At 70.2% G+C, this 24,368-nt stretch carries 21 protein-coding genes; 5 read left to right on the top strand and 16 right to left on the bottom strand.

Translation table 11 applies throughout. From position 1 onward, the window contains the following. Window positions 1–16: 16 nt before the first annotated feature. On the bottom strand, window positions 17–421 hold the full coding sequence (locus IEZ21_RS01440; RefSeq protein WP_033325113.1) for a globin: 405 nt from the start codon (window positions 419–421) through the stop codon (window positions 17–19). A gap of 216 nt (window positions 422–637) precedes the next feature. Here IEZ21_RS01440 and IEZ21_RS01435 point away from each other — a divergent pair, with 216 nt between their 5' ends. Further along, window positions 638–1,618, top strand: a complete 981-nt coding sequence (locus tag IEZ21_RS01435) for a methyltransferase domain-containing protein (RefSeq protein ID WP_189320051.1) — start codon at window positions 638–640, stop codon at window positions 1,616–1,618. A 35-nt stretch (window positions 1,619–1,653) separates the two neighbouring features. On the opposite strand, the gene IEZ21_RS01430 is transcribed toward IEZ21_RS01435, so the two are convergent. The 13 genes from IEZ21_RS01430 to IEZ21_RS01370 all read right to left on the bottom strand — a co-directional run bounded on the left by IEZ21_RS01430 (window position 1,654) and on the right by IEZ21_RS01370 (window position 19,634). Next, window positions 1,654–2,853, bottom strand: coding sequence for an FHA domain-containing protein (locus tag IEZ21_RS01430; RefSeq protein WP_189320050.1), 1,200 nt, complete (start codon window positions 2,851–2,853; stop codon window positions 1,654–1,656). A gap of 109 nt (window positions 2,854–2,962) precedes the next feature. Then, window positions 2,963–4,309: a vWA domain-containing protein gene (locus IEZ21_RS01425; protein ID WP_189320049.1), complete on the bottom strand. Its 1,347-nt coding sequence runs from the start codon at window positions 4,307–4,309 to the stop codon at window positions 2,963–2,965. A 118-nt stretch (window positions 4,310–4,427) separates the two neighbouring features. Further along, the gene (locus tag IEZ21_RS01420; RefSeq protein ID WP_189320048.1) at window positions 4,428–5,738 is read right to left on the bottom strand and encodes a PP2C family protein-serine/threonine phosphatase; all 1,311 of its coding nucleotides are present in this window, start codon (window positions 5,736–5,738) and stop codon (window positions 4,428–4,430) included. 3 nt (window positions 5,739–5,741) lie between these two features. Continuing rightward, complete coding sequence (locus IEZ21_RS01415) at window positions 5,742–8,576, bottom strand: serine/threonine-protein kinase (protein WP_246567192.1); 2,835 nt, start codon at window positions 8,574–8,576, stop codon at window positions 5,742–5,744. A 12-nt stretch (window positions 8,577–8,588) separates the two neighbouring features. Further along, window positions 8,589–9,929, bottom strand: coding sequence for a coiled-coil domain-containing protein (locus IEZ21_RS01410; RefSeq protein ID WP_189320047.1), 1,341 nt, complete (start codon window positions 9,927–9,929; stop codon window positions 8,589–8,591). A 112-nt stretch (window positions 9,930–10,041) separates the two neighbouring features. Continuing rightward, a complete protein-coding gene (locus IEZ21_RS01405; protein ID WP_189320046.1) occupies window positions 10,042–11,049 on the bottom strand; it encodes a glutamate ABC transporter substrate-binding protein in 1,008 nt (335 codons plus the stop codon). A 14-nt stretch (window positions 11,050–11,063) separates the two neighbouring features. Next, the gene (locus IEZ21_RS01400; protein ID WP_189320045.1) at window positions 11,064–12,542 is read right to left on the bottom strand and encodes a GlnX family signal transduction membrane protein; all 1,479 of its coding nucleotides are present in this window, start codon (window positions 12,540–12,542) and stop codon (window positions 11,064–11,066) included. 180 nt (window positions 12,543–12,722) lie between these two features. Continuing rightward, on the bottom strand, window positions 12,723–13,709 hold the full coding sequence (locus tag IEZ21_RS01395; protein WP_189320044.1) for an N-acetylglucosamine kinase: 987 nt from the start codon (window positions 13,707–13,709) through the stop codon (window positions 12,723–12,725). Continuing rightward, the gene (locus IEZ21_RS01390) at window positions 13,700–14,968 is read right to left on the bottom strand and encodes a 6-phospho-beta-glucosidase (RefSeq protein WP_189320043.1); all 1,269 of its coding nucleotides are present in this window, start codon (window positions 14,966–14,968) and stop codon (window positions 13,700–13,702) included. The genes IEZ21_RS01395 and IEZ21_RS01390 overlap by 10 nt, the downstream gene beginning before the upstream one ends. Window positions 14,969–14,974: 6 nt before the next feature. Further along, window positions 14,975–15,895, bottom strand: coding sequence for a carbohydrate ABC transporter permease (locus IEZ21_RS01385; RefSeq protein WP_189320042.1), 921 nt, complete (start codon window positions 15,893–15,895; stop codon window positions 14,975–14,977). A gap of 5 nt (window positions 15,896–15,900) precedes the next feature. Next, the gene (locus IEZ21_RS01380; RefSeq protein ID WP_033325102.1) at window positions 15,901–16,860 is read right to left on the bottom strand and encodes a carbohydrate ABC transporter permease; all 960 of its coding nucleotides are present in this window, start codon (window positions 16,858–16,860) and stop codon (window positions 15,901–15,903) included. A gap of 7 nt (window positions 16,861–16,867) precedes the next feature. Next, on the bottom strand, window positions 16,868–18,199 hold the full coding sequence (locus tag IEZ21_RS01375) for an ABC transporter substrate-binding protein (RefSeq protein WP_189320041.1): 1,332 nt from the start codon (window positions 18,197–18,199) through the stop codon (window positions 16,868–16,870). A 199-nt stretch (window positions 18,200–18,398) separates the two neighbouring features. Continuing rightward, entirely contained in the window at window positions 18,399–19,634 is a 1,236-nt protein-coding gene (locus tag IEZ21_RS01370; protein WP_189320040.1) for an ROK family transcriptional regulator, read from the bottom strand. Between the two features lie 207 nt (window positions 19,635–19,841). Here IEZ21_RS01370 and IEZ21_RS01365 point away from each other — a divergent pair, with 207 nt between their 5' ends. The 3 genes from IEZ21_RS01365 to IEZ21_RS01355 all read left to right on the top strand — a co-directional run bounded on the left by IEZ21_RS01365 (window position 19,842) and on the right by IEZ21_RS01355 (window position 21,412). Then, on the top strand, window positions 19,842–20,534 hold the full coding sequence (locus IEZ21_RS01365) for a class I SAM-dependent methyltransferase (RefSeq protein ID WP_189320039.1): 693 nt from the start codon (window positions 19,842–19,844) through the stop codon (window positions 20,532–20,534). A 95-nt stretch (window positions 20,535–20,629) separates the two neighbouring features. Further along, window positions 20,630–21,088, top strand: coding sequence for a hypothetical protein (locus tag IEZ21_RS47285; RefSeq protein ID WP_246567191.1), 459 nt, complete (start codon window positions 20,630–20,632; stop codon window positions 21,086–21,088). Between the two features lie 63 nt (window positions 21,089–21,151). Continuing rightward, a complete protein-coding gene (locus tag IEZ21_RS01355) occupies window positions 21,152–21,412 on the top strand; it encodes a hypothetical protein (RefSeq protein ID WP_189320038.1) in 261 nt (86 codons plus the stop codon). Here the strand turns inward: IEZ21_RS01355 and IEZ21_RS01350 are convergent. Together IEZ21_RS01350 and IEZ21_RS01345 are read right to left on the bottom strand one after the other, a co-directional pair. Next, on the bottom strand, window positions 21,399–22,019 hold the full coding sequence (locus tag IEZ21_RS01350) for a Uma2 family endonuclease (RefSeq protein ID WP_189320037.1): 621 nt from the start codon (window positions 22,017–22,019) through the stop codon (window positions 21,399–21,401). The two genes, IEZ21_RS01355 and IEZ21_RS01350, sit on opposite strands and share 14 nt — an antisense overlap. 202 nt (window positions 22,020–22,221) lie before the next feature. Further along, a complete protein-coding gene (locus tag IEZ21_RS01345; protein ID WP_189320036.1) occupies window positions 22,222–23,313 on the bottom strand; it encodes a mechanosensitive ion channel family protein in 1,092 nt (363 codons plus the stop codon). Between the two features lie 288 nt (window positions 23,314–23,601). Here IEZ21_RS01345 and IEZ21_RS01340 point away from each other — a divergent pair, with 288 nt between their 5' ends. Next, complete coding sequence (locus IEZ21_RS01340; RefSeq protein ID WP_033327982.1) at window positions 23,602–24,138, top strand: HNH endonuclease; 537 nt, start codon at window positions 23,602–23,604, stop codon at window positions 24,136–24,138. Window positions 24,139–24,368 lie beyond the last annotated feature (230 nt).

The following is a 24,368-nucleotide window of genomic DNA, read 5'->3' as shown; positions in this document are numbered from 1 at the left end:
GGCGGGGAGTGCGGCGTCAGCCCGCCGTGTTCACCATCGACGCCGCCGCGTACGTCAGGTAGTTCCACAACGTGTGCTCGTGCTCCTCGGAGAGGCCGAGCTCGTCGACGGCGACCCGCATGTGCTTCAGCCAGGCGTCGTGCGCCGCACGGTCGACGGTGAAGGGGGCGTGGCGCATCCGCAGCCGGGGGTGACCGCGGTTCTCGCTGTACGTGGTGGGGCCGCCCCAGTACTGGATCAGGAACAGCGTGAGGCGCTCCTCGGCCGGGCCCAGGTCCTCCTCGGGATACATGGGCCGCAGCAGCGGGTCCTCGGCGACACCCTCGTAGAAACGGTGGACGAGGCGGCGGAAGGTCTCCTCCCCGCCGACCTGCTCGTAGAAGGTCTGCTCCTGAAGCGTGCCGCGCCGAATCTCGACCACGTTGGTTGGCCTCACAAAAATCGCTTTGGTCAGCCCCTGGCTCTTTCGGCCGGGGGTCCGGGGGTTGTCCCCCGGAAATTGCAGCCACGTGTCCCATGGTCTCAGACGGGGAGACCGAGGACTCAAGGCTTAGGACCACCGCCCAGGGCTTGGGCCCCGCCGGAACGGCGCGTTCACGCGCTCGCCTCCGGGAGCCGCGCGCCGCACAGTGGAGGTATGAGCGCGCACGTCATCGGCCATGGCCTGGACGACCTCGCCGCCACGGCGCGGGCGGCGCTGGTGCGTGGGATCGACGCGGGCGGGGCCTGGGACAGCGACCCGGTCTGGCGGGAGGCCTTCGAGAGTGTCCCGCGTCACCTCTTCGTGCCGTACTACTACGTCGGTGCCGAGGACGGCTACGAGCGGCTGTGGTGCGCGGACCGCGACCCGCGCAGGCGTGAGCGCTGGCTGCGTGGCGCGTACGCCGACTCGCCGCTGGCCACCCGGGTGCGCGACGGCGAGCTGGTCTCGTCCAGCAGTCAGCCGTCCCTGATGGCGAAGATGCTGGCGGAGCTGGAGGTACGGGACGGCAACACGGTCCTGGAGATCGGCGCGGGCACCGGCTACAACGCGGCCCTGCTCGCCCACCGGCTCGGCGACGAACGGGTCACCACCATCGACCTGGACCCGGAGATCACCGAGTCGGCCCGGCGGCATCTGGCCGCCGCCGGACACCACCCGGCCGTCGTCACCGGCGACGGCGCCCGCGGCTGCCCCGAGAACGCCCCGTACGACCGCGTCATCGTGACCTGCGCCGTGACCTCGATCCCGCGCCCCTGGCTCGCCCAGTGCACCCCCGGCGCCCACATCCTCGCGCCGATCGCGACCGGCGTGATCGACCTGCGCGTACGCGACGCCGAGCACGCCGAGGGCCACTTCCTGCTCACGCCCGCCTACTTCGTGCCCCTGCGCGGCACCGGGCGGCCAGAACCGCGGCCCACGGCCGACGGCGGCCTGCCGCGCCGGGCGATCCAGCAGGAACTCTTCCGCTTCCTGCTGGCCCTCACCGCGGGCGCCCTCGACCCGCACGAGGCCCTGGCCCTGTGGGAGCGCGAGGAGCAGCCGGAACGCGCGCGGTACGGGATCACGGTCAGCGGCGAACGCGAGTGGGCCTGGCTGGACGACCCGGAAGGTCCGTACGCCTGGCCGCTCGCGTAACGCAGATCACACGGATCACAAGTACAGGTACCGGCTCAGCCCCTGCGGATCGTGATCGTCGTCCACGCCCCCACGTGCACCCGGTCGCCGTCCTGCAGCGGTACGGGGACGAAGGGCTGGATGGGCTCCTCGCCGCCGTTGACGGTGGTGCCGTTCGTCGAGTTCTGATCGACGACCGCCCAGCTGCCGTCCGGCTGCTGGACGAGGACCGCGTGCTGGTGCGAGACGCCCGGGTCCTCCGGCGGCACCGCCAGGTCGATGTCCGGGGACTCGCCCGTGGAGTGGCGACGGCGGCCGATCGTGATCTGGTTGCCGATGAGCGGGCGCTGCTGCTCGGGGGAGTACGCGGGCAGGTTCAGCCCCGCGGCCTCCGGGCCGGAGCGCTGCATCATCGCCATGAAGTAATCGCGGTCGGGCCCGATCGTGATGTTCCAGGCCATCGGCTGCTGCTGGTACCCGGGCGGGGCCTGCGTCGCACCGGGCTGCGGGTAGCCGTAGCCGCCCTGGCCCTGACCTTGGCCCTGACCGCCGGGATCGCCGCCCGGCGGAGGGAGGACCCAGTCGTCGTTGCCTCCGTAGGGCTGCCCGCCCGGACCCTGCGGGTGGCCGGTCTCCTGCGGGTACCCGGTCTCTTGCGGGTATCCGGGCGGAGCCTGCTGCTGGTACGCCTGCGCGGCACCGGGGCCACCGGGCCCGCCCTGACCCTGACCACCGAAGTCGCCGGGACCACGGGGGTACCCACCCTGGCCCGAGGGATCGCCGCCGTACCCACCCTGACCCGAGGGGTCACCGCCGTAGGGCGAGAGCGGCTCGGCGGGACGGTTCATCTGCGAGGGCCGCGAGCTCTGGTAGTCGTACGGATCATGGCCGGAACCGTGCTGTCCGGGCGCCTGCTGCTGGAACCGCAGCGCCGGGTTCGGACCGCCGCCACCGGGCGGCGCGGCCGGGGTGTACGAGGTCGCCGTGTTCGTCAGGAAGTTCCACCGGCACTCCTCGCAGAACGGCGCCGCACCCTCGCGCGGTGTGCGGCACTGCGGGCAGTACTCCGGCTCGGGCGCCCCGTGGTCCGGTACGGCGGACAGGTGCGGGCGCCCGCCCTGGCCGGGCTGCGGATAGCCGTAGCCGGCGGCCGGGGGCGGCGGCGGAGGCGGGGGCACGGCACCGGCCATGCGGTGACCACAGACCTCGCACCAGTCGTCGGAACCCGACTGGTGTCCGTTCGGGCAGGTCGGCATGTCGGCGCTTCCCCCTTTCTTCTTCCGGCCCCGGGGGGCCGAAGTTCTCCGTCCCCCTCGGTACAGGGTCCGGGTCCGTCGTTCCGGCCCCGGAGAGGGGCCGGACCACCTATTTCTTTACACGAACAGTCTTTGTCGATCGTGTCTCGAGCGTCATCTCGTCGGCCTCTTCGACCTTCGCCTTCAGTCGCACAGTACCTGCCGGGGCGTCGACCACGTCCACCACCTTCGCAAGCAGTTTCGCCGTATCCGCGTTTCCGGAGACGCTGGCGAGCTGAACCGCGCGGCCCAGCTTGGCCGTTGCCCCGTCGACATCTCCCGCTTTACGGGCATCCAGACCCTGCTGGATGACTTGTGCCAGTTCGGCCTGACCCGTGTAGTGCGCGACCTGCGGGTTGATCGACGTGGACGCCGCCATGTCGTCGGTCCACACGGCCCGTACGAGACCCTGCGCGCCCAGTGGCTGGGCGGGGCCGTCGGGCTGCGGGATCACCAGGGAGACCCGGGCCGCGAGCATCTCCTGGCCGATGCCCGCCTCGGGCACCTCGACGCACACGTGGTAGTCGCGGGACTCGTCTCCCCAGGAGCCGGTCGGGTAGTCTCCGGCGCGTGGGCCCGCCTCTGTGCGGCGGTCGGTCAACTCCTCGACCGTGGGCGCCACTTGCTTGACGAACTTGATGGCTGTGCCCACCGGCGTCCACAGCCGCAGCGCGACGTCCGCGACCTCCTTGCCCATGGCCGTCTCCATCATCTGCGTGAAGTCGGCGGACAGACCCGCCGGGTCGGCGACGATGTCGGCGGTGCCGAGCAGCGCGGAGGCGATCCCGGTGACCTCCTTGACCTCCCAGTCGGTACCGACGCCCCGCGCGTCACAGGTGAAGCGACCCGCGCAGGCGTCCAGCGCGGCCTTGAGGTCCTCGGCCGACTCGTGTTCGTTGCGGCCGTCGGTGAGCACGATGCCGTGCCGGATCGTGACGTCCGCCGAGGCCAGCAGCCGGTCCGCGAGCCGCAGCCAGGTGCCGATCGCGGTGCCGCCGCCCGCGCTCAGCTTGCGCAGCGCCTGCTTGGCCTGCTCGCGGGTCCCCGCGTCGGCCACCGCGAGCTGCCCGCCGCCCGGGTAGACCTCCTTGGCCACATGCGTGCCGCCGATCACCGCGAAGTGCACTCCGTCGCGTACGGCGTCGATGGCGGCGGCCGTCGCGTCCCTGGCGCCGCGCATCTTGGTCGGCGGGTAGTCCATCGAACCCGAACAGTCGACCATGATCGCCACGGCCGCGTCCGGGCCCTGGCCCGGTGTGTACAGGTGCGGCGCGGCGACCGCACTCCCGACGGTGCCGCCGCCGGTCGAGGTCACCGTCACGATCGCGTTGACCTCGCGCCCGCCTTCCGGCAGGTACTCGTTCTGGTACACGTCCACCGAGAACTGCGGCACGTTCGACTTAGAGAAATTGGCCATGCCTTCTTTGCTCCCCCTCAGGACCCCCACGAACTGTGGGTGATGTCGGTGAGCGGACCGGTCCCCTCCGGTCCACGGCCGTTCCTGTCCGGCCCTAGAGACCGTTCCCTGTCCGGCCTCAGGCCGATCCTGCCCCCATCGACGGGGCCGGGAACGGCAGGACGGCCACTGTTACGTTGTCGTGGCCCCCGCCGTCCAGGGCGTGGCCGACCAGAACCTGGGCGCTGTGCAGCGGGCGGAGCGCGGCGTCGAGCGGGGTGACCTGCGCCAGCTCCTCGGCCGCCTCCGCGTAGTTCCACAGTCCGTCGGTGCACACCACCACTACACCCGGCCGGTCCGGCTTGAAGGAAGCGGTGTGCGGTTCCAGTTCGTACGCATCCGCGCCGAGCCAGCCGGTGATCGCGTGGGCGCGCTCGTCCGCGTACGCCTCCGCCTCGTTCATCAGACCCGCGGCGACCATCTGCGCGGCCCAGGAGTCGTCCTCGGTGAGCCGGGCCGCGGGGGAGGTGCGGTCCACGGGGACCCAGTACGCGCGGCTGTCGCCGACCCAGCCGACGATCAGGAGCGTGGGGGTGACCACGGCGCCCACGAGGGTGCAGGCGGGCGCGTTCTGATGCGGGGCGTGCTCGGCCGGGGCGGCTCCCGCGAGGGCGTTGACGGCCCGGGAGGCGGCGATGATCGCGTCGTGCATGGCCTGCTGGGGGTGCGTGCCCCGGGGCAGGGCCTCCAGGAGCGACTCGTTGGCGGCGCGGGACGCGGCCAGGGAGGCCTCGTCCGGGCGGGTCGCCGAGGACACCCCGTCGCAGACGATCGCGACGACGGCGGAGGAGCCGTCGGGCAGCGCGGTCGAGGAGATCGCGAACGCGTCCTCGTTGCGGTGGTGGCGCAGTCCCCGGTCGCTGACCGCGGAGACTGCGTCCAACTCCTGTTCCATGTGGTCCCGTTCACGTGGTTGTGCGTGGCCGCAGTTCTCGCAGTAGCCGTCCTGGTCGACCTGGCCCGCGCGGCAGGCCACGCATACCTTGGTGCCCGAGGACGGGGTCGTCACGAAGTCGGCGGTGCGCGGGTCGGGTGCCTGCAGGGTGTACTCGTCCGGATGCGGAGGCCCGTCGAACCGTACGCCCGACGCGTGGGCCGGGAGTTCGTGGCCCGCCGAGTCGGTGCCCTGGATCTCCGAGGGCACATGCACGGGGGCGGGCCGGTGGGAGCTGTCCGTCTCGGGGGCGATCGGCCAGTCCACCGACGGCGCGGCCGACGGGGGATACGGAGGGTGCGGCGCCGTGCCGTTCATGGTGATCGTGGGGTTGTCGTCCGGTGGTGCGGGCACGGCCGACAGGTCGTACCCGCACGCACCGCAGAAGCGGTCGCCCGAGTCCAGCGGCTCCTCGCAGCTGGGGCACTTCGACAACGCCGGGGGCATCTGCGACATGAATTACACCCACGTCCGGGGGCGGTAGCGGTTGGCGCGCTCCACCAGATCGATCCTCTCCTCGCCACCTTGGGCGAGCCGGGCCAGTGTCCGGTACGAGCGCTCCAGACCGAAACGGAGGCCTCGCTCGTCCAGGTCACTGCCGAGCAGTACGGTACGCGCCGGTGTGCTCGGTGGCGCGGAACCCCGGCTCCCGGAGAGTACCCAGTCCAGGGCGCAGCCAAGGACCTCTGTGGACAACTGCTCGCGGCGGACCGCGTCCAGACCGTATCCGCCGAGCGCCTCGATCTGGCTCGCCGCCGCGGTCAGGTCGTCCAGGAACTGAGCGTCCGGCGCCGCGTTCATCCGGTGCCGCAGCCGTGCCCGTACGGCGGCGACGCGGGCCGCCGTGTAGTGGATGTTCGCCTCCGGCACCGACTCCAGGGTCCGTACGGCACCCCGCCGGTCGCCCGCCGCCAGCTGTACGCGGGCCAGTCCGAACGCCGCGCTCACATAGCTCGGGTCGGTCGTCCACACCAGGCGGTAGTACTCGGCGGCGTTGTCCAGCTGCCCGAGGACCTCCGCGCACAGGCCGAGGGCCAGCTTGGGGGCGGGCTCGCCGGGGAACGCGTCGTAGATCGCGTCGAAGGACAGCGCCGCCACCTCGTGGTCGCCGGTCGCGAGCGCGGCGACCCCGCGATACCAGACCACCCGCCAGTCGTCGGGGTGGTCCGTCTCCAGGGCCGCGAGTGTCCCGGTGGCGCTCTCCAGCTCACCCATCTCCAGGCGGGCCCGCAGTTCGCGCAACCGCAGCTCCAGGGAGCCGGTGGGCGCCGCGTGCAGCGCGGAGATCAGCTCCGCGGGCGCGGACGCCATGAGGGCGGCGAGGAAACCGGCGTTCGGGTCGCCGGGGTCGACCCGGGGGACCGGCAGCGCGAGGGCGCTGGCCGCGCTTTGGACGGGCTTGACCAGGGCGGTCGGCGGCGGCGCGAGTGCGCCGGCCGCGCTGTGGGCCGGGGTGGCATTGGCGGCTCCGCCGCCTGCCTGCCCGGCGCCTCCGGACGGTTCGGTGCCTCCGCTGCCGAGAGCGCCGACGGCTCCGCCGCCCAACTGCCCTGCGGCTCCGGTGCCAAGAGCGCCCGCAGATCCGGCGCCAAGACCGCCCGCCTGCCCAGCGCCTCCGGCGCCAAGAGCGTTAGCGGCTCCGCTGCCCACCACCGCGGCACCTCCGGTGCCCGAAGAAACGGCGGCACCCCCGTTGCCCGCGGCAAGCGCCCGGCCTCCGTTGGCCCCGACAAGCACCCGGCGCCGCCGTCCCACCGGCACCGCCCGCGCCCCCAGCCGCGACACATCCCCGTCCAGCCGCCCGAACAACTCCGTGTCCGTGACCTTCAGTTCGGGCCCGAAGAGCGTGGACAGCGAGGGGCGGGGGCGGCCCGTCTGCAGCGCCACGACCTCGCGCAGGACGCCCGTCAGCTGCTCGGCCATCTCCTGCGCGGAGGCGAACCGGCGGGCCGGGTCGGGGTCGGTGGCGCGTACGAGAAGCCGGTAGAACGACTCGTACTGGCGGAAGACCTCGATGTTGTCGGGGTCGGGCAGGGAGTCCACGAAGACGTTCGTGTAGCCCTGGAAGTCGAAGGTCAGCACCGCGAGCGTACGGGCGACGGTGTAGAGGTCGGAGGCGACCGACGGGCCGAGCTCGGCGACCTCCGGCGCCTGGTAGCCGACCGTGCCGTAGATGGCCGACTCGTCGTCGTCCATCCTGCGCACCGCGCCCATGTCGATCAGCTTGAGCTGGTCCTCGGTCTGGATCGCGTTGTCGACCTTGAAGTCGCAGTACAGCAGGTTGCGGCTGTGCAGATGCCCGAGCGCCTCGAGCGCCTCGATGCCGTACGCGCAGGCCTGCTCGACCGGCAGCGGGTCCCGCTTCCCGGCGGGCGTACGACGCTCGTTGGCGATCTCCTTGAGGGACTTGCCGCCGACGTACTCCATGACGATGTAGCCGTCGAGGGAGCCCGTGCGCTGGTCGAGATGCTCGACGAAGTTGTAGATCCGCACGATGTTGGAGTGCTCGATCTCGGCGAGGAAGCGGCGCTCCGATATCGCGGCGGCCATCGCGTCCTGGTCGCCCGTGTCGAGCAGACCCTTGAGCACCACCCAGCGGTCGGACACCGCGCGGTCCACGGCGAGGTAGACCCAGCCGAGCCCGCCGTGCGCGAGGCAGCCGACCACCTCGTACTGGCCGTGCACGACGTCGCCCGCGCCCAGCTTCGGCACGAACGAGTACGGGTGGCCGCACTTGGTGCAGAAACCCTCCGTACGCCCCGGCCTCTCACCCCGCGAACGTCCCACCGGCGCCCCGCAGTCGGAGCGCGAGCAGAACCGCTTGCGCTCGGGCACCTCGGGGTTCTCCTGGACCATCGCGCGCGGATCGGGGCGCGGCACGTCCGGGACCTGCACGAGGCCCACGCCCAGCCGCCCGCGGCCGGAGGACCCGGCCGTCGAACCGGAGCTGCGCACCGACACCGAACGGCCCGACGTCCGCCCCGACAACGAGCGCGACAGACGCCCCGACACCGAGCGCCGGGACTGCGAGGAGCGTGCCGAGCGCGACGACGACCGGGAACTGGAGCGGGAGCTCGAACTGCCGCGGCCGGAGCCGCGCGAGCCCTTCCCGCCGGCCGTGATCCCGGTCGGCGGTGAGCCGACCATGCCGCTCGAGGAGACGACCGGAGCCAGACCGCAGGTGTCGCAGTACAGCTCGCCGCCGCCCACGTCCTCGTACGCCCCCGTGCAACCGGGGCGCTGGCACTGCTTCCGCTCGCCCGCGTTCTCTTCGCTCACGTTCTGCTCACTCACACTGCATCACCCTTATCGCTCACGCGAGGGCCCCCTCCGGTCCTGTGGCCCCCCGTGGCCGGCCTGGCCGGGGACCTTGGGCACCAGCAAGTCGGCAGCCGCGTGCTGGTAGCGCAGCACCGCCTGTTCCGCCACGCGCAGATCGCAGGGCGCGCTCCACAGCATGCGGCGCGCCGCGTCATAGCGCTCCACGAGCAGCGGGTCCTCGGCGAAGCCGTGCCGGGCGACCTTCGCCTTGTACGCGTCGAGCCGGCCGCGCAGCTCCGCGCGGACCGCGAGCGGCGCGGTGACGGCCGTCAACGACTCGCGTGCGCGCAGAAGTTCGTCCTCGGCCCTCTGCTCCAGGGCCTCAAGGAGCGGCGAGAGGCGGTGCCACTGCGCGTGTCTGCGGTACTCGGCGGCCATCGCCAGCTGCTCCTGCAGCGCCGTCGGCGGGCCGCTGACCGCGGGCACCTCCGACGCGGCGATCTTCGCCAGCACCTCACCGCGCGCGGAGCGCGCCTCGGCAAGGGTGCGGTCCGCGCGCGAGAGCGTGTCCCGCAGCCTCACCAGCCGCGCCTCCGCGTCCTGCCGCACGCTCAGCACCGCGTCGATCTCGCGGCGCACATCCTCCAGGGCGCGCGCCTCGCGGTCGTAACGCGTGGTGTCGGGGCGCCCGCCGCCCGGCGCCGAACTGCCCTGCGTGGGCAGCCAGAAAGCCAGCGGATCGGACACCACCTGCTCACGCAGCGACGTCAGCGTGCGCGTGATCCGCTCCAGGTCGTCGCCCGCCGGGTGCTCCCCGGGGCGTACGCCCACGGAGTGTGCGAGCTGGCGGGTGCGCTGCAGCTCCGCGGCCAGCAGGTCGATCCGCGCGGGCAGTGCCGACCAGACGGCGTCGGCGGCGACGACCATGTCGAGGGACTGCGCGTACAACTCGTTCATGCGCTCCACGAGTTCGACCAGGGTGAAGCGCTCGCTGAGCTTCCCCGTGCCGGCCATCGTGGGCGCAGAGGCGGTCGCGGCGGCGCTGCCCGCCACCGTGACGCTCTCGCCGCGCAGCAGCTCCGTCAGCTCCACGAGGTCGTCGCGGTTCGGCCAGCGCCTGCGGGAGCGCACGTCACGCGCGGACCGCAGGGCGTCCGCGTACGCGTCGAAGTACGTCCACAGGAGCGAGATCGACGCCTCGGCGGCCGTCCAGCGCTCCCGGGTCGTCCCCGTGAGCTCGGCGCCTTCGAGGAGTCTGCGGCCCGCGTGGTCCTGCAGGGCGAGGAGCGAGGTCTCGATGGCCTCGTGCTCCGCGCCGAGCCGCGCCAGCGCACGGTCCACCTCGTCCCGGTCCATTACCGGCCCGGAGGGTCCCGTGACGCCCATCGATCACCTCTCGCTCTCAGTCGTTCCCTGTGCGCGTCCCCCCGCGCTCCGGGCAACTCTCCAGTGGTATCAGGTTGGTGGTATCAGCTTGGCCGCCGGAACCCGGCTCCGGCTACTGGTACTTGACGGGCGGTGGTCCCGCCGGTTTCTTGATGGTCGGCTTGAGCCACTTGTCGTACGACTGCTGCCAGCCGTTCTCGCGGTAGTCCACCAGTACTTGGTTGACCCGGCGCACCAGGTCCTCGGCGTCCTTCTTCATCGCCACTCCGTAGTACTCGGTCGTGAACGGCTCCCCCTTGAGCTCGACCGTCGGGTCCTGCGCGGCCTGGCTCGCGGCGAGCGCGCCGTCGGTCACCACGGCGTCGACCTCACCGAGCTGGAGCCTCACCAGGCAGTCGAGCTGGTTGGGCACGGTGGTCTTGATGTCGGCGGAGGCGACCAGCTTGCCGGACTTCTTGTCCGCGTCCAGGGTCTCCCAGGCGGTGGAGCCGTCCGCCGTGCAGATCTTCTTGTTCGCCAAGGTCGCGTCGTACCCCTTGACGTCCGAGGTCTTCGGGGCCAGGACCTGCTGGCCGGTCTCGAAGTAGGGCGAGGAGAAGGCGACTTCCTTCAGCCGGTCGCAGCTGATCGTCATCGTACGGACCACCATGTCGACGCGGCCGTCCTCGATCGCCGGGATCCGCTCGTTGGTGGGGATGGCGCGGAACCGGATCGCGTTCCGGTCGCCGAGGATCTCGCCTGCTATCGCGTGCGCGAGATCGATGTCGAAGCCCTCCAGCTCGATGGTCTTCGAGTCGCTGTTCGGATCGCGGTAGCCCCAGCGGTAGCTGTTCTGGTCGACGCCGACCAGCAGGTAGCCGCGGTCCCGGATGTCCTGGATCGTCTTGCCGGTCTCGTCGGCGGACGGCGCAAGGCTCTGGTCCTGCGGGTCGGTGCACTCCTCGGCCTTGGTCTGCGTGCCGCTGGCCACACCCTGGCCGCCGATGCCCGTGCTGCCGTCCCCTCGGGACTGCGTCAGCGGCAGCACCAGCGCGAAGACCGCCGTCAGGGCCAGGACGACCGCCATCGCGCCGACGCCGCCCCAGCCCTTCAGAGCGGCCCGTACACGTCGTGCCTTCATCGTCATGCCCCCTCTCACCGGTACTCCGACAGCCGGCGCCCGATACCGAGCACCGCACCCGAGGCGCCCAGCACCGCGAGCACCGCGGCGCCCAACGGAAGCCCCGTCATCGCGCCCTTGCCGTCCGCGGCCGCCACCTCGAACTCGCCCTGCTCATGCTTGAGCGCCTTGTCGAGATCTTTGTCCACGTTGTCGAAGCACTGGCCCGTCGGCTCCTTGTCATTGGAGCCGATCACCTTGTCCAGCGCGCCCTGGTAGTCGCCCGAGTCGTCAGCCTCGCGGGCGACCTTGTGCCGGTCCTGCCAGACCTGCATATTGGCCGTCGCGCCCTTCACCGGGGACTCGCCCGCACTGTCGTCGGCGAGGTCCTCAGCGGCGGCCAGCTTGGCGGAGAGGTCCTTCATCTGCGTCTTGTAGTCGTTGTCGTACGCGTCCACGGTCTTGCCGTCGACCTTCTTGGTCTCGGCGCCCCGGCTGACCAGCGTCAAGGTCTCGTTGCCGCGGGCCTTGAGGGAGGCGATCCGGGCGTCGTTCAGCACGTTCAGCGACCGTACCCCGTGGTCGTACGAGTCGTTCAGTCCCGCCCTGGCGAGGCTGTGGCCGACCACCAGCCAGAGCAGCACCACCGTGGAGGCGGCGGTCGCGGTGACCAGGCCGTGGTTCAGCACCCGGTTCGTACGGTGGTAGTTGCGCCGCTGGGCCCAGACGAGGCCGCCGATCGCGAGGACGCCGGCGCCGATCGCTATCCACGGGTAGGGTGTCGCGGCGGCGTAGTCGGAACGCAGCCGCTGGTTCTCCATCTTGTAGAGATCCTCGGCGTCCTTGAGCATGACCTGCATCTTCGCGTTGGCGTAACGCAGGTAGGCGCCGCCGAGAGGGTAGCCCTGCCGGTTGTTGGACCGGGCGCGCTCGACGAGGCCCTTGTACTCGGGCAGCCGCTTGTTCAGCCGTGTGATGGTCTGAGCCGACTTGGAGCCCGGCTCGGAGTTGGCCGCCGCGTTGACCAGCCTGTCCGCGGCCGTGCTGATGCCCTGCTCGTAATCCTGGCGGGACTCGGTGGTCTCCTGGCCGCCCGCAAGGAAGCCGCTGGAGGCCGCGGTGTTGGCGGTGGCGAGCGAGCGGTAGATGAGCGCGGCGTCGGCGCTCAGCGGCTGGCTGCTGCTCAGTACGTTGTCGGCGGCGTCCGACCGCTCCGTCATCTGCCAGGCCGTCATCGAGCCGAACGCCACGAGGAGCAGGGCCAGCGCGGCACCGATGATGCGCAGCCGCCCCGGCTCCGTCGTCGCCGCGGCACGCAGTTGGTCGACGCCTTCCGCCCAGGCCGTACGGCGCGGGGGCGTCGGGTCGGGCCCGCCGGGCACGGCAGGGCCGGGCTGCGCGGCGGGTGCGGCCGGTGGCACCGCGACCGGTGGACCTGGCTGCGGCGGCATGGCGGGCATCGTGGGCGGTCCCGCGCCAGGTGGCGCCGAGCCGCCGTTCGGCGTGTATGTCACTTGACCTCCCCCATGGTCATCCCTCCGTCACGTCCGCCCGCACGTCAGGACGCACGGGAAGAGGTGCACGGCCGCAAGTATCCCCGCCAGGACTGACATCGCACAGCCCCAGACTGGATCTTGTTCGTATCGCAGTGCAATTCGTACCGCAGCGCAACCATGAATACGCGATCCAGGACCCTACGGTTCCCTGCGCCCGCCCTCGTAATGCGCCCGCACGCGCGCGTGCACCTCGTCGGACACCCCTAGGTGATCGAGGCCGAGCAGCGCGGCGCCCAGGACGGGGCTCGCGGTGACCACCCGGGGTACGGCCTTGGGGGCGCGTTCGGCCAGCAGTTCCCTTGTCCGGTCGTCGAGTTGGGGGTGCCGGGCCGCCAGGATGCCGCCGCCGAGAAGTACGGGGGCCTCCTCGTCGAGCAGTTCCAGACGGGACAGGGCGACGCTCGCCATGACCGCCACCTCCTCCGCGAGCCGGTCAACCAGCGCGCGGGCCACCGGGTCGCCGGCCGCCGCCGTGGCGAACAGGACCGGAGTCAGCTCGTGACGCCGCTCGTGCTTCAGATGCCCGAGGTGAAAGGCCTCGATCAGCGCGTACATGGAGTCGAGGCCGAAGTGGGCGGGCAGGGCGCGGGCCAGCACGGTCGGACCGCCCCGGCCGTCCTCGGCGCGCGCCGCATGCCAGATGGCCTCCTCGGCGAGGCCCCCGCCGCCGCCCCAGTCACCGGAGAGGCGGCCGATGGCGGGAAAGCGGGCGATGCGTCCGTCGGGCCGCATGCCGACGCAGTTGATGCCCGCACCGCACACCACCGCCACCCCGCGCGGCTCGGCGACCCCGGCGCGCAGGATCGCGAAAGTGTCGTTGCGCACCTCGACACTCGTGCCCCACGCGCGCGCGTGCAGCGCGGCGGCCAACTCCTCCTCCTCGACGGGCAGATCGGCGTTGGCAAGACACGCGGATACATGGTCCACGGCCGTGACCCCCGCCTCGGCGAAGGCCCGGTCGACAGCCTCCGCCAGGGTGTCCACGGCCTGCCGCACCCCGACCACGGGCGGCCGGAAACCGCCCGCGCGCGCCTCGGCGAGCACCCGCCCGTCCCGCGCGACGACGGCCACGTCGGTCTTGCTGTTCCCGGCGTCGATGGCGAGAACACCCGCTCTCACGCCCACGCGAGGTGCTCCCGGTTGTGCGCGAGCAACTGGTCGGTGAGGGCGTCGGCGTACGCGTACTGGCCGACCAGCGGATGCGCGAGCAGCGCACGGAACACCCGCTCGCGGCCACCGTGCAGCGCGGCCCGAAGCGCCAGGTCCTCGTACGCGGTGACGTTCGCCATCAGGCCCGCGTACAGCGGATCCACCGACGGCACCGGCAGCGGAGTGGCCCCACTGGATCCGACGGCCGCCTGGACCTCGATGACGGCGTCGTCCGGCAGAAAGGGCAGCGTCCCCTTGTTGTACGTGTTCACGACCTGGTACGGGCTTCCCACCCCACCACCGAGCAGCGAGGCCGCGAGGTCCACGGCCGCCTCCGAGTAGTACGCCCCGCCCCGCTTGCCGAGCAGCGCCGGCTTCTCAGCAAGCTCCGGATCGCCGTACATCTTCAGCAACTGCCGCTCCATCTCCGCCACTTCGGCGGCCCGCGACGGCTTCGTACGCTGCTCCCGTACGACCTCGTCGTGCGCGTAGAAGTAGCGCAGGTAGTAGGAGGGGACGACGCCGAGGCGGTCGAGGACGTGGCGGGGCAGGCGCAGATCGGCGGCGATGGCCTCGCCGTGCTCGGCGAGCAGCTTCGGCAGGACGTTCTCGCCCTCGGGCCCTCCGAGTCGTACACCCGTCTCCCAGGTGAGGTGGTTGAGCCCGACGTGATCGAGGTGCACGTCGACGGGCGCTACGTCGAGCAGCCCGGCGAACTTCCGCTGGAAACCGATCGCCACATTGCACAGCCCGACCGCTTTGTGACCTGCTTCCAGCAGGGCGCGGGTCACGATGCCGACCGGATTGGTGAAGTCGATGATCCAGGCACCCGGATTCGTCCGCCGTACGCGCTCCGCGATGTCCAGCACCACCGGCACCGTACGCAACGCTTTGGCGAGACCGCCCGCACCGGTCGTCTCCTGGCCGACACAGCCGCACTCCAGGGGCCAGGTCTCGTCCTGCTCCCGCGCGGCCTGTCCGCCGACGCGCAGTTGCAGCAGCACCGCGTCGGCGCCGTCGATGCCCGCGTCCAGGTCGGAAGTCGTGACGATGCGCCCGCCGTGCCCCTGCCGGGCGAAGATGCGCCGCGCCAAGCCGCCGACCAGCTTGAGCCGTTCGGCCGCCGGGTCGACGAGCACCAACTCCTCGACGGGCAGGGCGTCCCTCAACCGTGCGAAGCCATCGACGAGTTCGGGGGTGTAGGTCGAACCCCCGCCCACTACTGCCAGTTTCACGGTCAGTCAGCCCTTCACTCCGGTGAGCGTGACACCTTCGATGAACGCCTTCTGCGCGAAGAAGAACACGATGATCACGGGGGCCATGACCAGCAGGGTCGCGGCCATGGTCAGATTCCAGTTCGTATGGTGGTTGTCCTTGAACGACTCAAGGCCGTAACTGAGCGTCCAGGCAGCCGGGTTGTCGCTCGCGTAGATCTGCGGGCCGAAGTAGTCGTTCCAGCAGTAGAAGAACTGGAACAGCGCGACGGCCGCGATCCCCGGCTTGGCCAGCGGCACCACGATCCGCAGCAGCGTGCGCAGCTCACCGCAGCCGTCGACCTTCGCCGCGTCCAGATACTCGTTGGGAATGGTCAGCAGGAACTGGCGCAGCAGGAAGATGCTGAAGGCGTCACCGAAGGCCATCGGGATGATCAGCGGCCACAGCGTGCCGGTCATGTGCATCTGCTTGGCCCAGAACAGATACATCGGCACGATGATCACCTGCGGCGGCAGCATCATCGCGGAGATGACGAGCATCGTCGCGATCCGCCGGCCGCGGAAGCGGAACTTCGCCAGGGCGTACGCCACCGGAAGGCTGGAGACGACGGTGAAGAGGGTGCCCAGGCCCGCGTACATCAGGGTGTTGCGCCACCAGGTCAGAAAGCCGGGAGCGTTCCAGACGTTCGCGTAGTTGTCCCAGTTCCAGGATCTCGGCCACAGGGCGCTGGTCAGGGCCTGCCGATCGTCCATCAGGGACGTGAGCAGGATGAACACGAACGGCATGATGAAGAACAGCGCGGCGGCGATGCCCAGGCAGTGCACGGCGATCCAGTGCAGCAGCGCCTTGCGACGGGCGGTACGGGCCGCGGGGCTCCGGCCGGCCGTGCCGAGCGGGCCGACGGGTTTGGTGGGGACAGATGGGCGGGTGGTGACGGTATGGGTCATGGAGATCAGTCCTCCACCGTGATCAGGCCGCCGCGGCGGCGCATCAGCAGCGCGGTGAACGCCATGGACAGAGCGAACAGCACAAGGGCGACCACGCAGGCGGAACCGGTGTCGAAGCGCTGGAAGCCCAGGCTGTAGATGAGCTGGGGGAGGGTCAGCGTGGACTTCCCCGGGTAGCCGGGCTCGTAGATCTGGCCGGCCCCGGCGCCGATGACACCGCTGGCCGTCTTACCGGCGATGAGCGGCTGCGTGTAGTACTGCATCGTCTGGATCACGCCGGTCACCACGGCGAACAGCACGATGGGCGAGATGTTCGGCAGGGTGACGTACCGGAAGCGCTTCCAGGAGCCCGCGCCGTCCAGCTCGGCGGCCTCGTACTGCTCCTTGGGCACATCGAGCAGCGCCGCCATGAAGATGACCATGAGGTCGCCGATGCCCCACAGCGCGAGCAGCGTCAGCGCCGGCTTGGACCAGGTCGGGTCGTTGAACCAGCCCGGCTGTGGCAGGCCCAGATCGCCGAGCACCTGGTTGACCGGGCCGGTACCGGGGTTGAGCAGAAAGGCGAAGGCCAGGGTCGCGGCGACGGGCGGTGCGAGATACGGGAGATAGAAGAAGGTACGGAACACACCCGCACCCGTCTTGATCTTCGTGATCAGCAGCCCGACGCCAAGCCCGAACACCACCCGGGCCGCCACCATGACCACCACGAGCCACAGGGTGTTGCGCATCGCGGCCCAGAAGAAGGGGTACTGGCTGAAGACGTATGTCCAGTTGGTCAGCCCGTTGAAGGTGGGCGGCTTGAAGCCGTCGTACTTCATGAAGGAGAAGTAGACGGTCGACAGCAGCGGATAGACGAAGAAGACGCTGAAACCGATGAGCCAGGGGGAGAGGAACGCCAGCGTGCGCAGCCCCTCCCGGCGGCGCTTGGTACGCAGCGCCGCCGAGTGGCCGTGAAGGATCGTCATCGGGCTGCTACTTCGCCTTGGCGATGTCGGTGTCGATCTGCTTCGCGACCTTCGCAAGCCCCGCGTCCAGGCCCTTCTCCTTGCCGGACTCGTAGTCGTACGCGAAGTTCTGCAGGGTCTCCTGGTACGCGCTGCCGTTGACCGCGGCGGGCGCGGTGTTGCTGTTCGGGTTCTGGGCGATCTTCACGAAGGCCTGCATCGTGGCGTCGTTCTCGAGCTTCGGGGACTCCAGCGCCTCGAAGGTCGAGGGGACGTTGTTGATGGCGTTGGCGAAGGAGACGACCGCGTCGGTGTTCGTGGTCATGTACTTCACCAGCTCCCAGGCGGCGTTCTGCTTGCTGCTGGTGCTGGCGAGGCCGATGATCGTGCCGGTCAGGAAGCCCTTGCCGTACGTGTCCGCCTGGTCGTCCGGGACCGGGAACGGCGCGACCCCCACCTCGAAGTCGACGCCCGCGTCCTTCATCATGCCGCCGCGCCACTCGCCGTCGATGTTCATGGCGATCTGCCCGGTGTGCAGCGGGTTCTGAGCGGACCACTCGTCACCGAAGGTGGAGCGGTACTTCTCCAGCTTCTGGAAGCCGCCGAGCGACTTCACCATGTCCTGCTGCCAGGTCAACAGCTCCTTGAACGCCGGGTCCTTGGCGACGTTCGACTTGCCGTCGGCGGTGAAGTACTCCGGGCTCCACTGCGCCGCGAGGTGCGGGACGGTGACCTCGTAGCCGTGGAAGTTCGGCATGAAGCCGAGTTGCGAGTAGCTGCCGCCCTTGCTCTTGGTCAGCTTGACCGCGGCGGCCTTGAACTCGGAGAGCGTCTTGGGCGGCGACTTGATGCCCGCCTCGTCGAACATCGTCTTGTTGTAGTAGAGCCCGTACGCATCGCCCAGCAGCGGCAGTGCGCAGCGCGTCCCCTCGAACTGGGTGTAGTCCAGCATCGGCTTGGGGAAGGTCTTCGCGGTGTCGATCTTCGACTTCTCCAGGAAGGGATCGAGGTCGGCGAAGACACCCGACGAACAGAACTTGCCGACGTTGCTCGTCTCGGGGGAGGCCACCACGTCCGGGGCGTTCGAACCGCCCGCGCGCAGCGCCTGGTTGACCTTGTCGGCGTCGACGTTCCCGACGACCTTGACGTTGATGTTGGGGTGCGCCTTCTCGAAGGCCGCGACGTTCGCCTCGATCGCCTTGACCTCGGTGGGCGCGCTCCAGGGGTGCCAGAAGGTGATGGTGGACGGCTTGCTCGCGTCGTCGGTCGCGCCGGACGTGCTGGAACCGGTGCAGGCCGTGGCGGTCAGGGCGATCGCGGTGGCCGCGACGGCGAGACGTACGGGGGTGATTCTGGGCATGACGGAACTCCTTGGGGCGTGCGCGGGGAACTTTTGGGCGTGCGAAGGGAATTGGGCGTGCGCGGGGAAGGGGATGGGGCGGGTCGGGGGCCCGCGGATCAGGCGGTACGGGTGAGGTGGTGCGGGCAGGTGGTACCGGTCCGGCCGTACGAGGCTGGGGGTACAGGTCAGGCAGTACAGGCAGGCCAGGCGGTACGGGTCAGGGGGTGCGACCCGTGGTGTCGAAGACCTCGTCGCGGGTGGCCGCGAGGGCGGACTGCAGGGCGCCGGTCAGTACGGGGTTGTCGGGTGTCGTACTGAGGCGGATGGCGGGGCGGGGGACGGCCAGTTCGGCGAGCTCGGACTGGATCAGGGAGCGGAGGGGTTCGCCGCCGGCGGTGATCACGCCGCCGGCCAGGATGATCAGTTCGGGGTCGATCACCGCGACGACCGCGGCGAGTCCGGTGGCGAGCCGGGTGGCGAACTCGGCGAGCACGGCTTGACCCGGTCCGGGCCTTTCGGCCGTACGGGCCGCTTCGGCGACCACCGCGGCGGCCTTCTCGGTGAGGGTGCCGCCGCCGGTTCCGGGCGGGGGCGTCAGTCCGTGCTCGCGCGCCAGGCGCAACACGGTCCGGCGACCGGCCAGTTCCTCGAAGCCGCCGGAGTTGCTGCGGGCGACATTGCGTACGAGCGGGGCTCCCGGCAACGGGAGGAAGGCGACTTCTCCGGCGCCTCCGGTGGCGCCCCGGTGCAGTCGGCCGCCGATCACGACCGCGGCGCCGAAGCCCCGTTCTCCCCAAAGTAGAGTGAAGTTCTCGCAGCCGCGCGCTTCGCCGATGCGCTGTTCGGCGATGGCGGCGAGGTTGACGTCGTTCTCCACTTCGAAGGGGATGGGGCCGAGCGCGGCGGCCATGTCCTCCAGCAGCCGGGGCGAGTGCCAGCCGTGCAGATGGCTGGCGTAGCGCAGGTTGCCGGTGGCCGGGTCGAAGGCGCCCTGCGTACCGATCACGATCCGGTGCACGTCGGCCCGGTGCAGCCCGGCGTCCTTGACCGCGCCGTCCAGGGCCAGCAGTACGCGGTCGATGGCGCCCTGTGCGCTGCGTCCGGGGGTCGGCAGTTCGAACCGTCCGACGGTCTCGCCGGTGATGTCGGCGATCGCGGCGCGGATTCCGGTGGGGGTGACGTCGAGGCCCGCGACCCGTGCGGCGGCGGGGTTCACCGCATACAACTGGGCGTTGGGCCCGGGCCGCCCCTCACTGGTGCCGGTCACGACGACGAGACCGGCGGCTTCAAGGCGGGCGAGGAGCTGCGAGGCGGTCGGCTTGGACAGGCCGGTGAGGTTGCCGATCCTGGTCCGCGACAGCGTCCCGTGCTCCAGCAGCAGATCGAGAGCGGCCCGGTCGTTCATGGCGCGCAGGACACGCGGGGTGCCCGGGGTACCGGCGGATCCTGCCATCGCTGTCGTCACCTGCCCTTCCGTCGGCCAGCTTTTCAGTGATCTCGTGCGGGCGTCCATGCGGGATCTCGCTGGGCTCTGCCCGATCACTGTTAGGAAACTTTCCTATTGGTTGTGGAAGGTAGGCCTTCGGCCACAGAGGCGTCAATACCAGCCACCGCCAGGCAACAAAGTCGTTACGTGAGGCTGTACGGCTAGGGTCGGCCCATGGCTGGCGAGGACGAAGCGCTTGTGGACCATGGCCTTCCGGACGACGCCCTTCTGGCGGAGCAGCAGGCCTACTACCGGGCCAGAGCGCCCGAGTACGACCAGGGCTATGCCGAACGCGAGGACCTACGGAACCTGCTGGCCGTGACCGACGAACTCCCCATCACCGGGGACGTGTTGGAGCTGGCCTGCGGAACGGGCCAGTGGACCGCCGCACTCGCCGCACGCGCCCACTCGGTGACCGCGCTCGACGCGGCGGCGGAAACGCTCGACATCGCATGCGCCCGCGTCACGTCCCCCAACGTCCTGTTCACCCAGGCCGACGTCTTCACCTGGCACCCGTCCCGCCGCTACGACACGGTCTTCTTCGCCTTCTGGCTCTCCCACGTCCCGCCATCGCGACTGCCCGCCTTCTGGAACACGGTCCGCGAGGCACTCGCCCCACAGGGCAAGGCGATCTTCATCGACGAGGGCCCGTCCGAGGCCTGGCGCGAGGAATTCCTCGCACCGCAGTCCGCGTCCACGGTGGTGCGCCAACTCGACGACGGCAGTCGGCATCGCATCGTGAAGGTCTTCCACGACCCCGAGACGCTCACGGGTGATCTCGCGGGATTGGGGTGGTCGGCGGATGTGCGGCTGGTGGGCGGGAGCTTCATCGTGGGCGTGGCGGAAGCGGTGGGGGAGCGGGGGTGATGGGGAAGCGACCGCGTCAGCAACTCAGAGAGTCGGCCTGAAGAGCGCGAGCAGGAGCGCCCCTGGCGGCCGCCTGTGCGCTAGCGTCCCGCGGCATGCGCATACACAAGGTGGGGACATCGCTGGCCGGGCTGCTGGCCGCGGTGGGGTTGCTGGGCGCCGCGGCCTTCGTTGTGGTGGGGGCACCGCTGGGGTACTTCCTGTTTGAGTACGGGTGCGGGGCCGAGGAGGACAGGCTCGGGGAGGTCCTGGCGGGAGAATCCGTGCTGGGTGCAGGGCCGGAGGGGGCCGGAGAGGGAGAGCCGTATCAGGGGTGCGATGACGACGATCTGTTCGTGGTCGCCGGGACGTCCTATACCTACGGAGGGCCTCGGGAGAGCGTCCTCGCGCACTATCGGAAAGCCGCGCTGGCGGAGGGGTGGCGGGTCCGGACGAAAGACTGCTTCGCCAAGCGGATAGACGGGACGACCGCGTATCTGACGGTGGAGGGGCCGACCGACGGGTCCCTGCAGGTCGAGATCGTCGCGGACCGGGACGACAGCGACTGGTGCTGAGCGTGTGCTCGGCTTCGATGTGGAGGCTGATCGGGTCGTTCTCCTTGCGGAGCCGCTGGTTGGGTGACGGCCGCTGCTGACGGGGTTCGGAGCGGCGACGCCGTCACGGTGCTGCAGGCGTCGTTCCCCTTCAACGGCGAGGACTTCGCACTCTTCCTGCGGGACGTCCCCGGGGCGATGTTCTTCCTCGGCGTCGCAAATCCGGAAGCGGGCCTCAACGGAACACCACACGCCCCGGACTTCGGCGCGGACGAGCGCGCTCTTGGCCTCGGAGTCCGCGCCATGGCCGGATTCCTTGCCGGCCGACTGACTACCTCGTCCTGAAGGGGGCTGTGTCCAGGGTGGGATACGGCTCGGGGAGGGGAAGGGGCTCGCCCAGGTCGACCTTGGATTCGTCGTCGTAGTACGCCCTGGTGGGGTCGTCGCCGGGGAGGATCGGATCGGTGTAGCAGTGGGCCGTCTTGGTGTTGCGGTTGATCAGGACGTAGACGGGGACGCCGACAGCTGCGTACGTGCGCATTTTTGGGCCGGTGTCTGTCTCGTGGTTGGTTGAGGTGACCTCGCCGATCAAGGCGATCATGTCGATGGGGTACCAACCTTTGTGGGCTTTGAGGTACGACTCGTCGAGTTCGGTCGGTTCGCGGCGGAGGACGTAGAAATCCGGGATGACCAGAGACATGGTGCTGCCGTCCTTGTGGGCGGCGCGGAAGCCCATACCCATGCCCGCCAGTTCGAACCCGGCGGTGTGGAACTGGACAGCGAGTTTGACGGCGCCCTTGCTGTGGTTGTAGTCCGGCTGCGGCGGCACGATGACCGTCCCCTCGACGTACTCGGGTCGAATCGGCGCCACAGACGCTTCTTCGATCGCGATCAACAGATCGATGGGGTCCTGCTGCGTCATGACCGGCTCCGTGATGGGTTCGGCGCTCATCGCTGTTCTCCTCGCCACGTCGATGCCAGGCTACGCCGTGCTGGGTGCCCCGGCAGGAGCATGGGGTGCTCGGTAGGCTGCTGACCTGGAATTTAGTGAGCGTTCACTCGAACGAGTGTGCCGAACCGTTTACCGCGGCCACTGTGCACACAACGAAGCGGCGCCCAGAACCCTCCGGGCGCCGCCGTCTTCGTACAGGCCGCTATTTCGCTACGTTCGGCGAACCCGAAGCCGCCGGTGCAGGCGTGAGCGGCGTAGCCGCCTGGGCCTGTGGGGACGACGTGTTCGCGTACGCCGACGGAGGGGCCATGCCTGCCGTCGGGTCGCCGGTGGGCGCCTCGGTGTCCGGCTGGAGCGGGAGGCCGCCCACGATCTGGATGCCGGCCGCGTCGAAGGCCTTCTTGATGCGCCAGCGCAGCTCGCGCTCCACGGACAGGGCCTTTCCGGGCATCGTCTTCGCCGAGACGCGGACGACCATGGAGTCCAGGAGCACGCTGTCGAGGCCGAGGACCTCGATCGGGCCCCAGAGGCGCTCGTTCCAGGGCTCTTCCTTGCTCATCGTCTCGCCGACCTCGAGGATCTTGGCCTTGACCACGTCGAGGTCCTCGTCGGGGCGGACCGTCACGTCGACGCCCGCCGTGGCCCAGCCCTGGGAGAGGTTGCCGATGCGCTTGACCTCGCCGTTGCGGACGTACCAGATCTCGCCGTTGTCGCCGCGGAGCTTCGTCACGCGCAGGCCCACCTCGATGACCTCGCCGGAGGCGACGCCCGCGTCGACCGTGTCGCCTACGCCGTACTGGTCCTCGAGGATCATGAAGACGCCGGAGAGGAAGTCGGTGACGAGGTTGCGCGCGCCGAAACCGATCGCGACGCCCGCCACACCCGCCGACGCCAGCAGTGGGGCCAGGTTGATCTGGAACGTGCCGAGGATCATCAGTCCGGCCGTGCCCAGGATCAGGAAGGACGCGACCGAGCGCAGTACCGAACCGATGGCCTGGGAACGCTGACGGCGGCGCTCGACGTTGACGAGGAGACCGCCAAGGGCGGTGCCGTCGACGGCCTGGGCGGTGCGGTTCATGCGGTCTATCAGCTTGGTGATGGCCCGCCGGATCATCACTCTCAGGACGCCCGCGATCACGACGATCAGCAGGACTCTGAGTCCGATGCTGAGCCACGTCGACCAGTTCTGCTCCACCCAGCTCGCGGCGTTGGTCGCACTCTCCTGGGCGTCCTGGAGCGATGGCGCCGACGGTTCGTCCGAGGGATCGGCGACCGACAGGACGGACAAGAACACAGCAGGTACCTCCAGGCGTAGCGGCCCGCCCGCGGCATGGGGGTCACAAGAGAGTCACCGGACAGGCAGACTCAACACACTAACGGGGCACCATGTGTGGATCGCCGCAAAGTTCGCGGGAGAGACTGTGCTCACCTGGGATGAACACGGGGAAGTGAAAACGGTGTGGTCGAAAACACTCCCAGCCCGTTACCGGGACATGGTGGCGCTTCCACCAGGCATGAGGGGAGACTGACTACAGATCGTCCCGGCGCGAGCCACGCGCCGCCGGCGTACAAGGAGGCATCCGTGCCGCATGTCCTGGTCCTCAACGCGTCGTACGAGCCACTCGGCGTCGTACCGCTCCGCCGCGCGCTCGTCCTCGTCCTCGAGAACAAGGCTGTCTGCCTCGAGGAATCCGGCGCCTTCATGCACAGCGCGACCGTTACTGTCCCCGCACCCAGCGTGGTCCGGCTGAAGAGGTTCGTACGGGTCCCTTACCGGGGGCCCGTTCCGCTGACCCGTCGGGCACTGTTCGCCCGCGACGGAGGCCGGTGCATGTACTGCGGTGGCGTCGCAACCAGCGTCGACCACGTCGTCCCGCGCTCCCGCGGGGGTCAGCACGTCTGGGACAACGTGGTGGCGTCCTGCCGCCGCTGCAACCACGTGAAGGCCGACCGCCATCTCTTCGAGATCGGCTGGCGGCTGCGCCACAAACCCGCCCCGCCCTCGGGACTGGCCTGGCGCATCATCGGGACCGGGCATAGGGACCCGCGCTGGCTGCCGTACTTGCAGCCGTACGGCGCGGAGGACGCGATGGCCCGGATCGACGGCATTTCTGCCTGACGAATCCGGGCCTTCGTATTGCGTAAGCGCTCTGCTGGTTGTGCGGTTTTCGGGTGCGGGTCCGTCGTGGCTGGTCGCGCAGTTCCCCGCGCCCCTAAAGGAAGGCCTGCGGCCTCCTTAGGGGCGCGGTACAGCACCGGACTTCGCTACCCGCTTGGCGCACGGATCACGCGGTGCTACGGCTCTCCGGGAAGTCCCCTCGTGCCTCCCGGAGAGCCGAGCCATGCCGA

It is taken from the genome of Streptomyces flaveus, from assembly GCF_014647675.1.
Classification (GTDB): domain Bacteria; phylum Actinomycetota; class Actinomycetes; order Streptomycetales; family Streptomycetaceae; genus Streptomyces; species Streptomyces flaveus.
The sequence above is the reverse complement of the archived record's forward strand: the minus strand, read 5'-3'. Positions and strand labels throughout refer to the sequence as shown.

Excerpts from the sequence above, each read along its gene's own strand:
- IEZ21_RS01365 (WP_189320039.1), top strand. The coding sequence starts at position 19,842 with ATGGCTGGCGAGGACGAAGCGCTTGTGGACCATGGCCTTCCGGACGAC.
- IEZ21_RS01375 (WP_189320041.1), bottom strand. The coding sequence starts at position 18,199 with ATGCCCAGAATCACCCCCGTACGTCTCGCCGTCGCGGCCACCGCGATC.
- IEZ21_RS01435 (WP_189320051.1), top strand. The coding sequence starts at position 638 with ATGAGCGCGCACGTCATCGGCCATGGCCTGGACGACCTCGCCGCCACG.
- IEZ21_RS01410 (WP_189320047.1), bottom strand. The coding sequence starts at position 9,929 with ATGGGCGTCACGGGACCCTCCGGGCCGGTAATGGACCGGGACGAGGTG.
- IEZ21_RS01380 (WP_033325102.1), bottom strand. The coding sequence starts at position 16,860 with ATGACGATCCTTCACGGCCACTCGGCGGCGCTGCGTACCAAGCGCCGC.
- IEZ21_RS47285 (WP_246567191.1), top strand. The coding sequence starts at position 20,630 with ATGCGCATACACAAGGTGGGGACATCGCTGGCCGGGCTGCTGGCCGCG.
- IEZ21_RS01405 (WP_189320046.1), bottom strand. The coding sequence starts at position 11,049 with ATGAAGGCACGACGTGTACGGGCCGCTCTGAAGGGCTGGGGCGGCGTC.
- IEZ21_RS01425 (WP_189320049.1), bottom strand. The coding sequence starts at position 4,309 with ATGGCCAATTTCTCTAAGTCGAACGTGCCGCAGTTCTCGGTGGACGTG.
- IEZ21_RS01430 (WP_189320050.1), bottom strand. The coding sequence starts at position 2,853 with ATGCCGACCTGCCCGAACGGACACCAGTCGGGTTCCGACGACTGGTGC.
- IEZ21_RS01385 (WP_189320042.1), bottom strand. The coding sequence starts at position 15,895 with ATGACCCATACCGTCACCACCCGCCCATCTGTCCCCACCAAACCCGTC.
- IEZ21_RS01370 (WP_189320040.1), bottom strand. The coding sequence starts at position 19,634 with ATGGCAGGATCCGCCGGTACCCCGGGCACCCCGCGTGTCCTGCGCGCC.
- IEZ21_RS01420 (WP_189320048.1), bottom strand. The coding sequence starts at position 5,738 with ATGTCGCAGATGCCCCCGGCGTTGTCGAAGTGCCCCAGCTGCGAGGAG.
- IEZ21_RS01350 (WP_189320037.1), bottom strand. The coding sequence starts at position 22,019 with ATGAGCGCCGAACCCATCACGGAGCCGGTCATGACGCAGCAGGACCCC.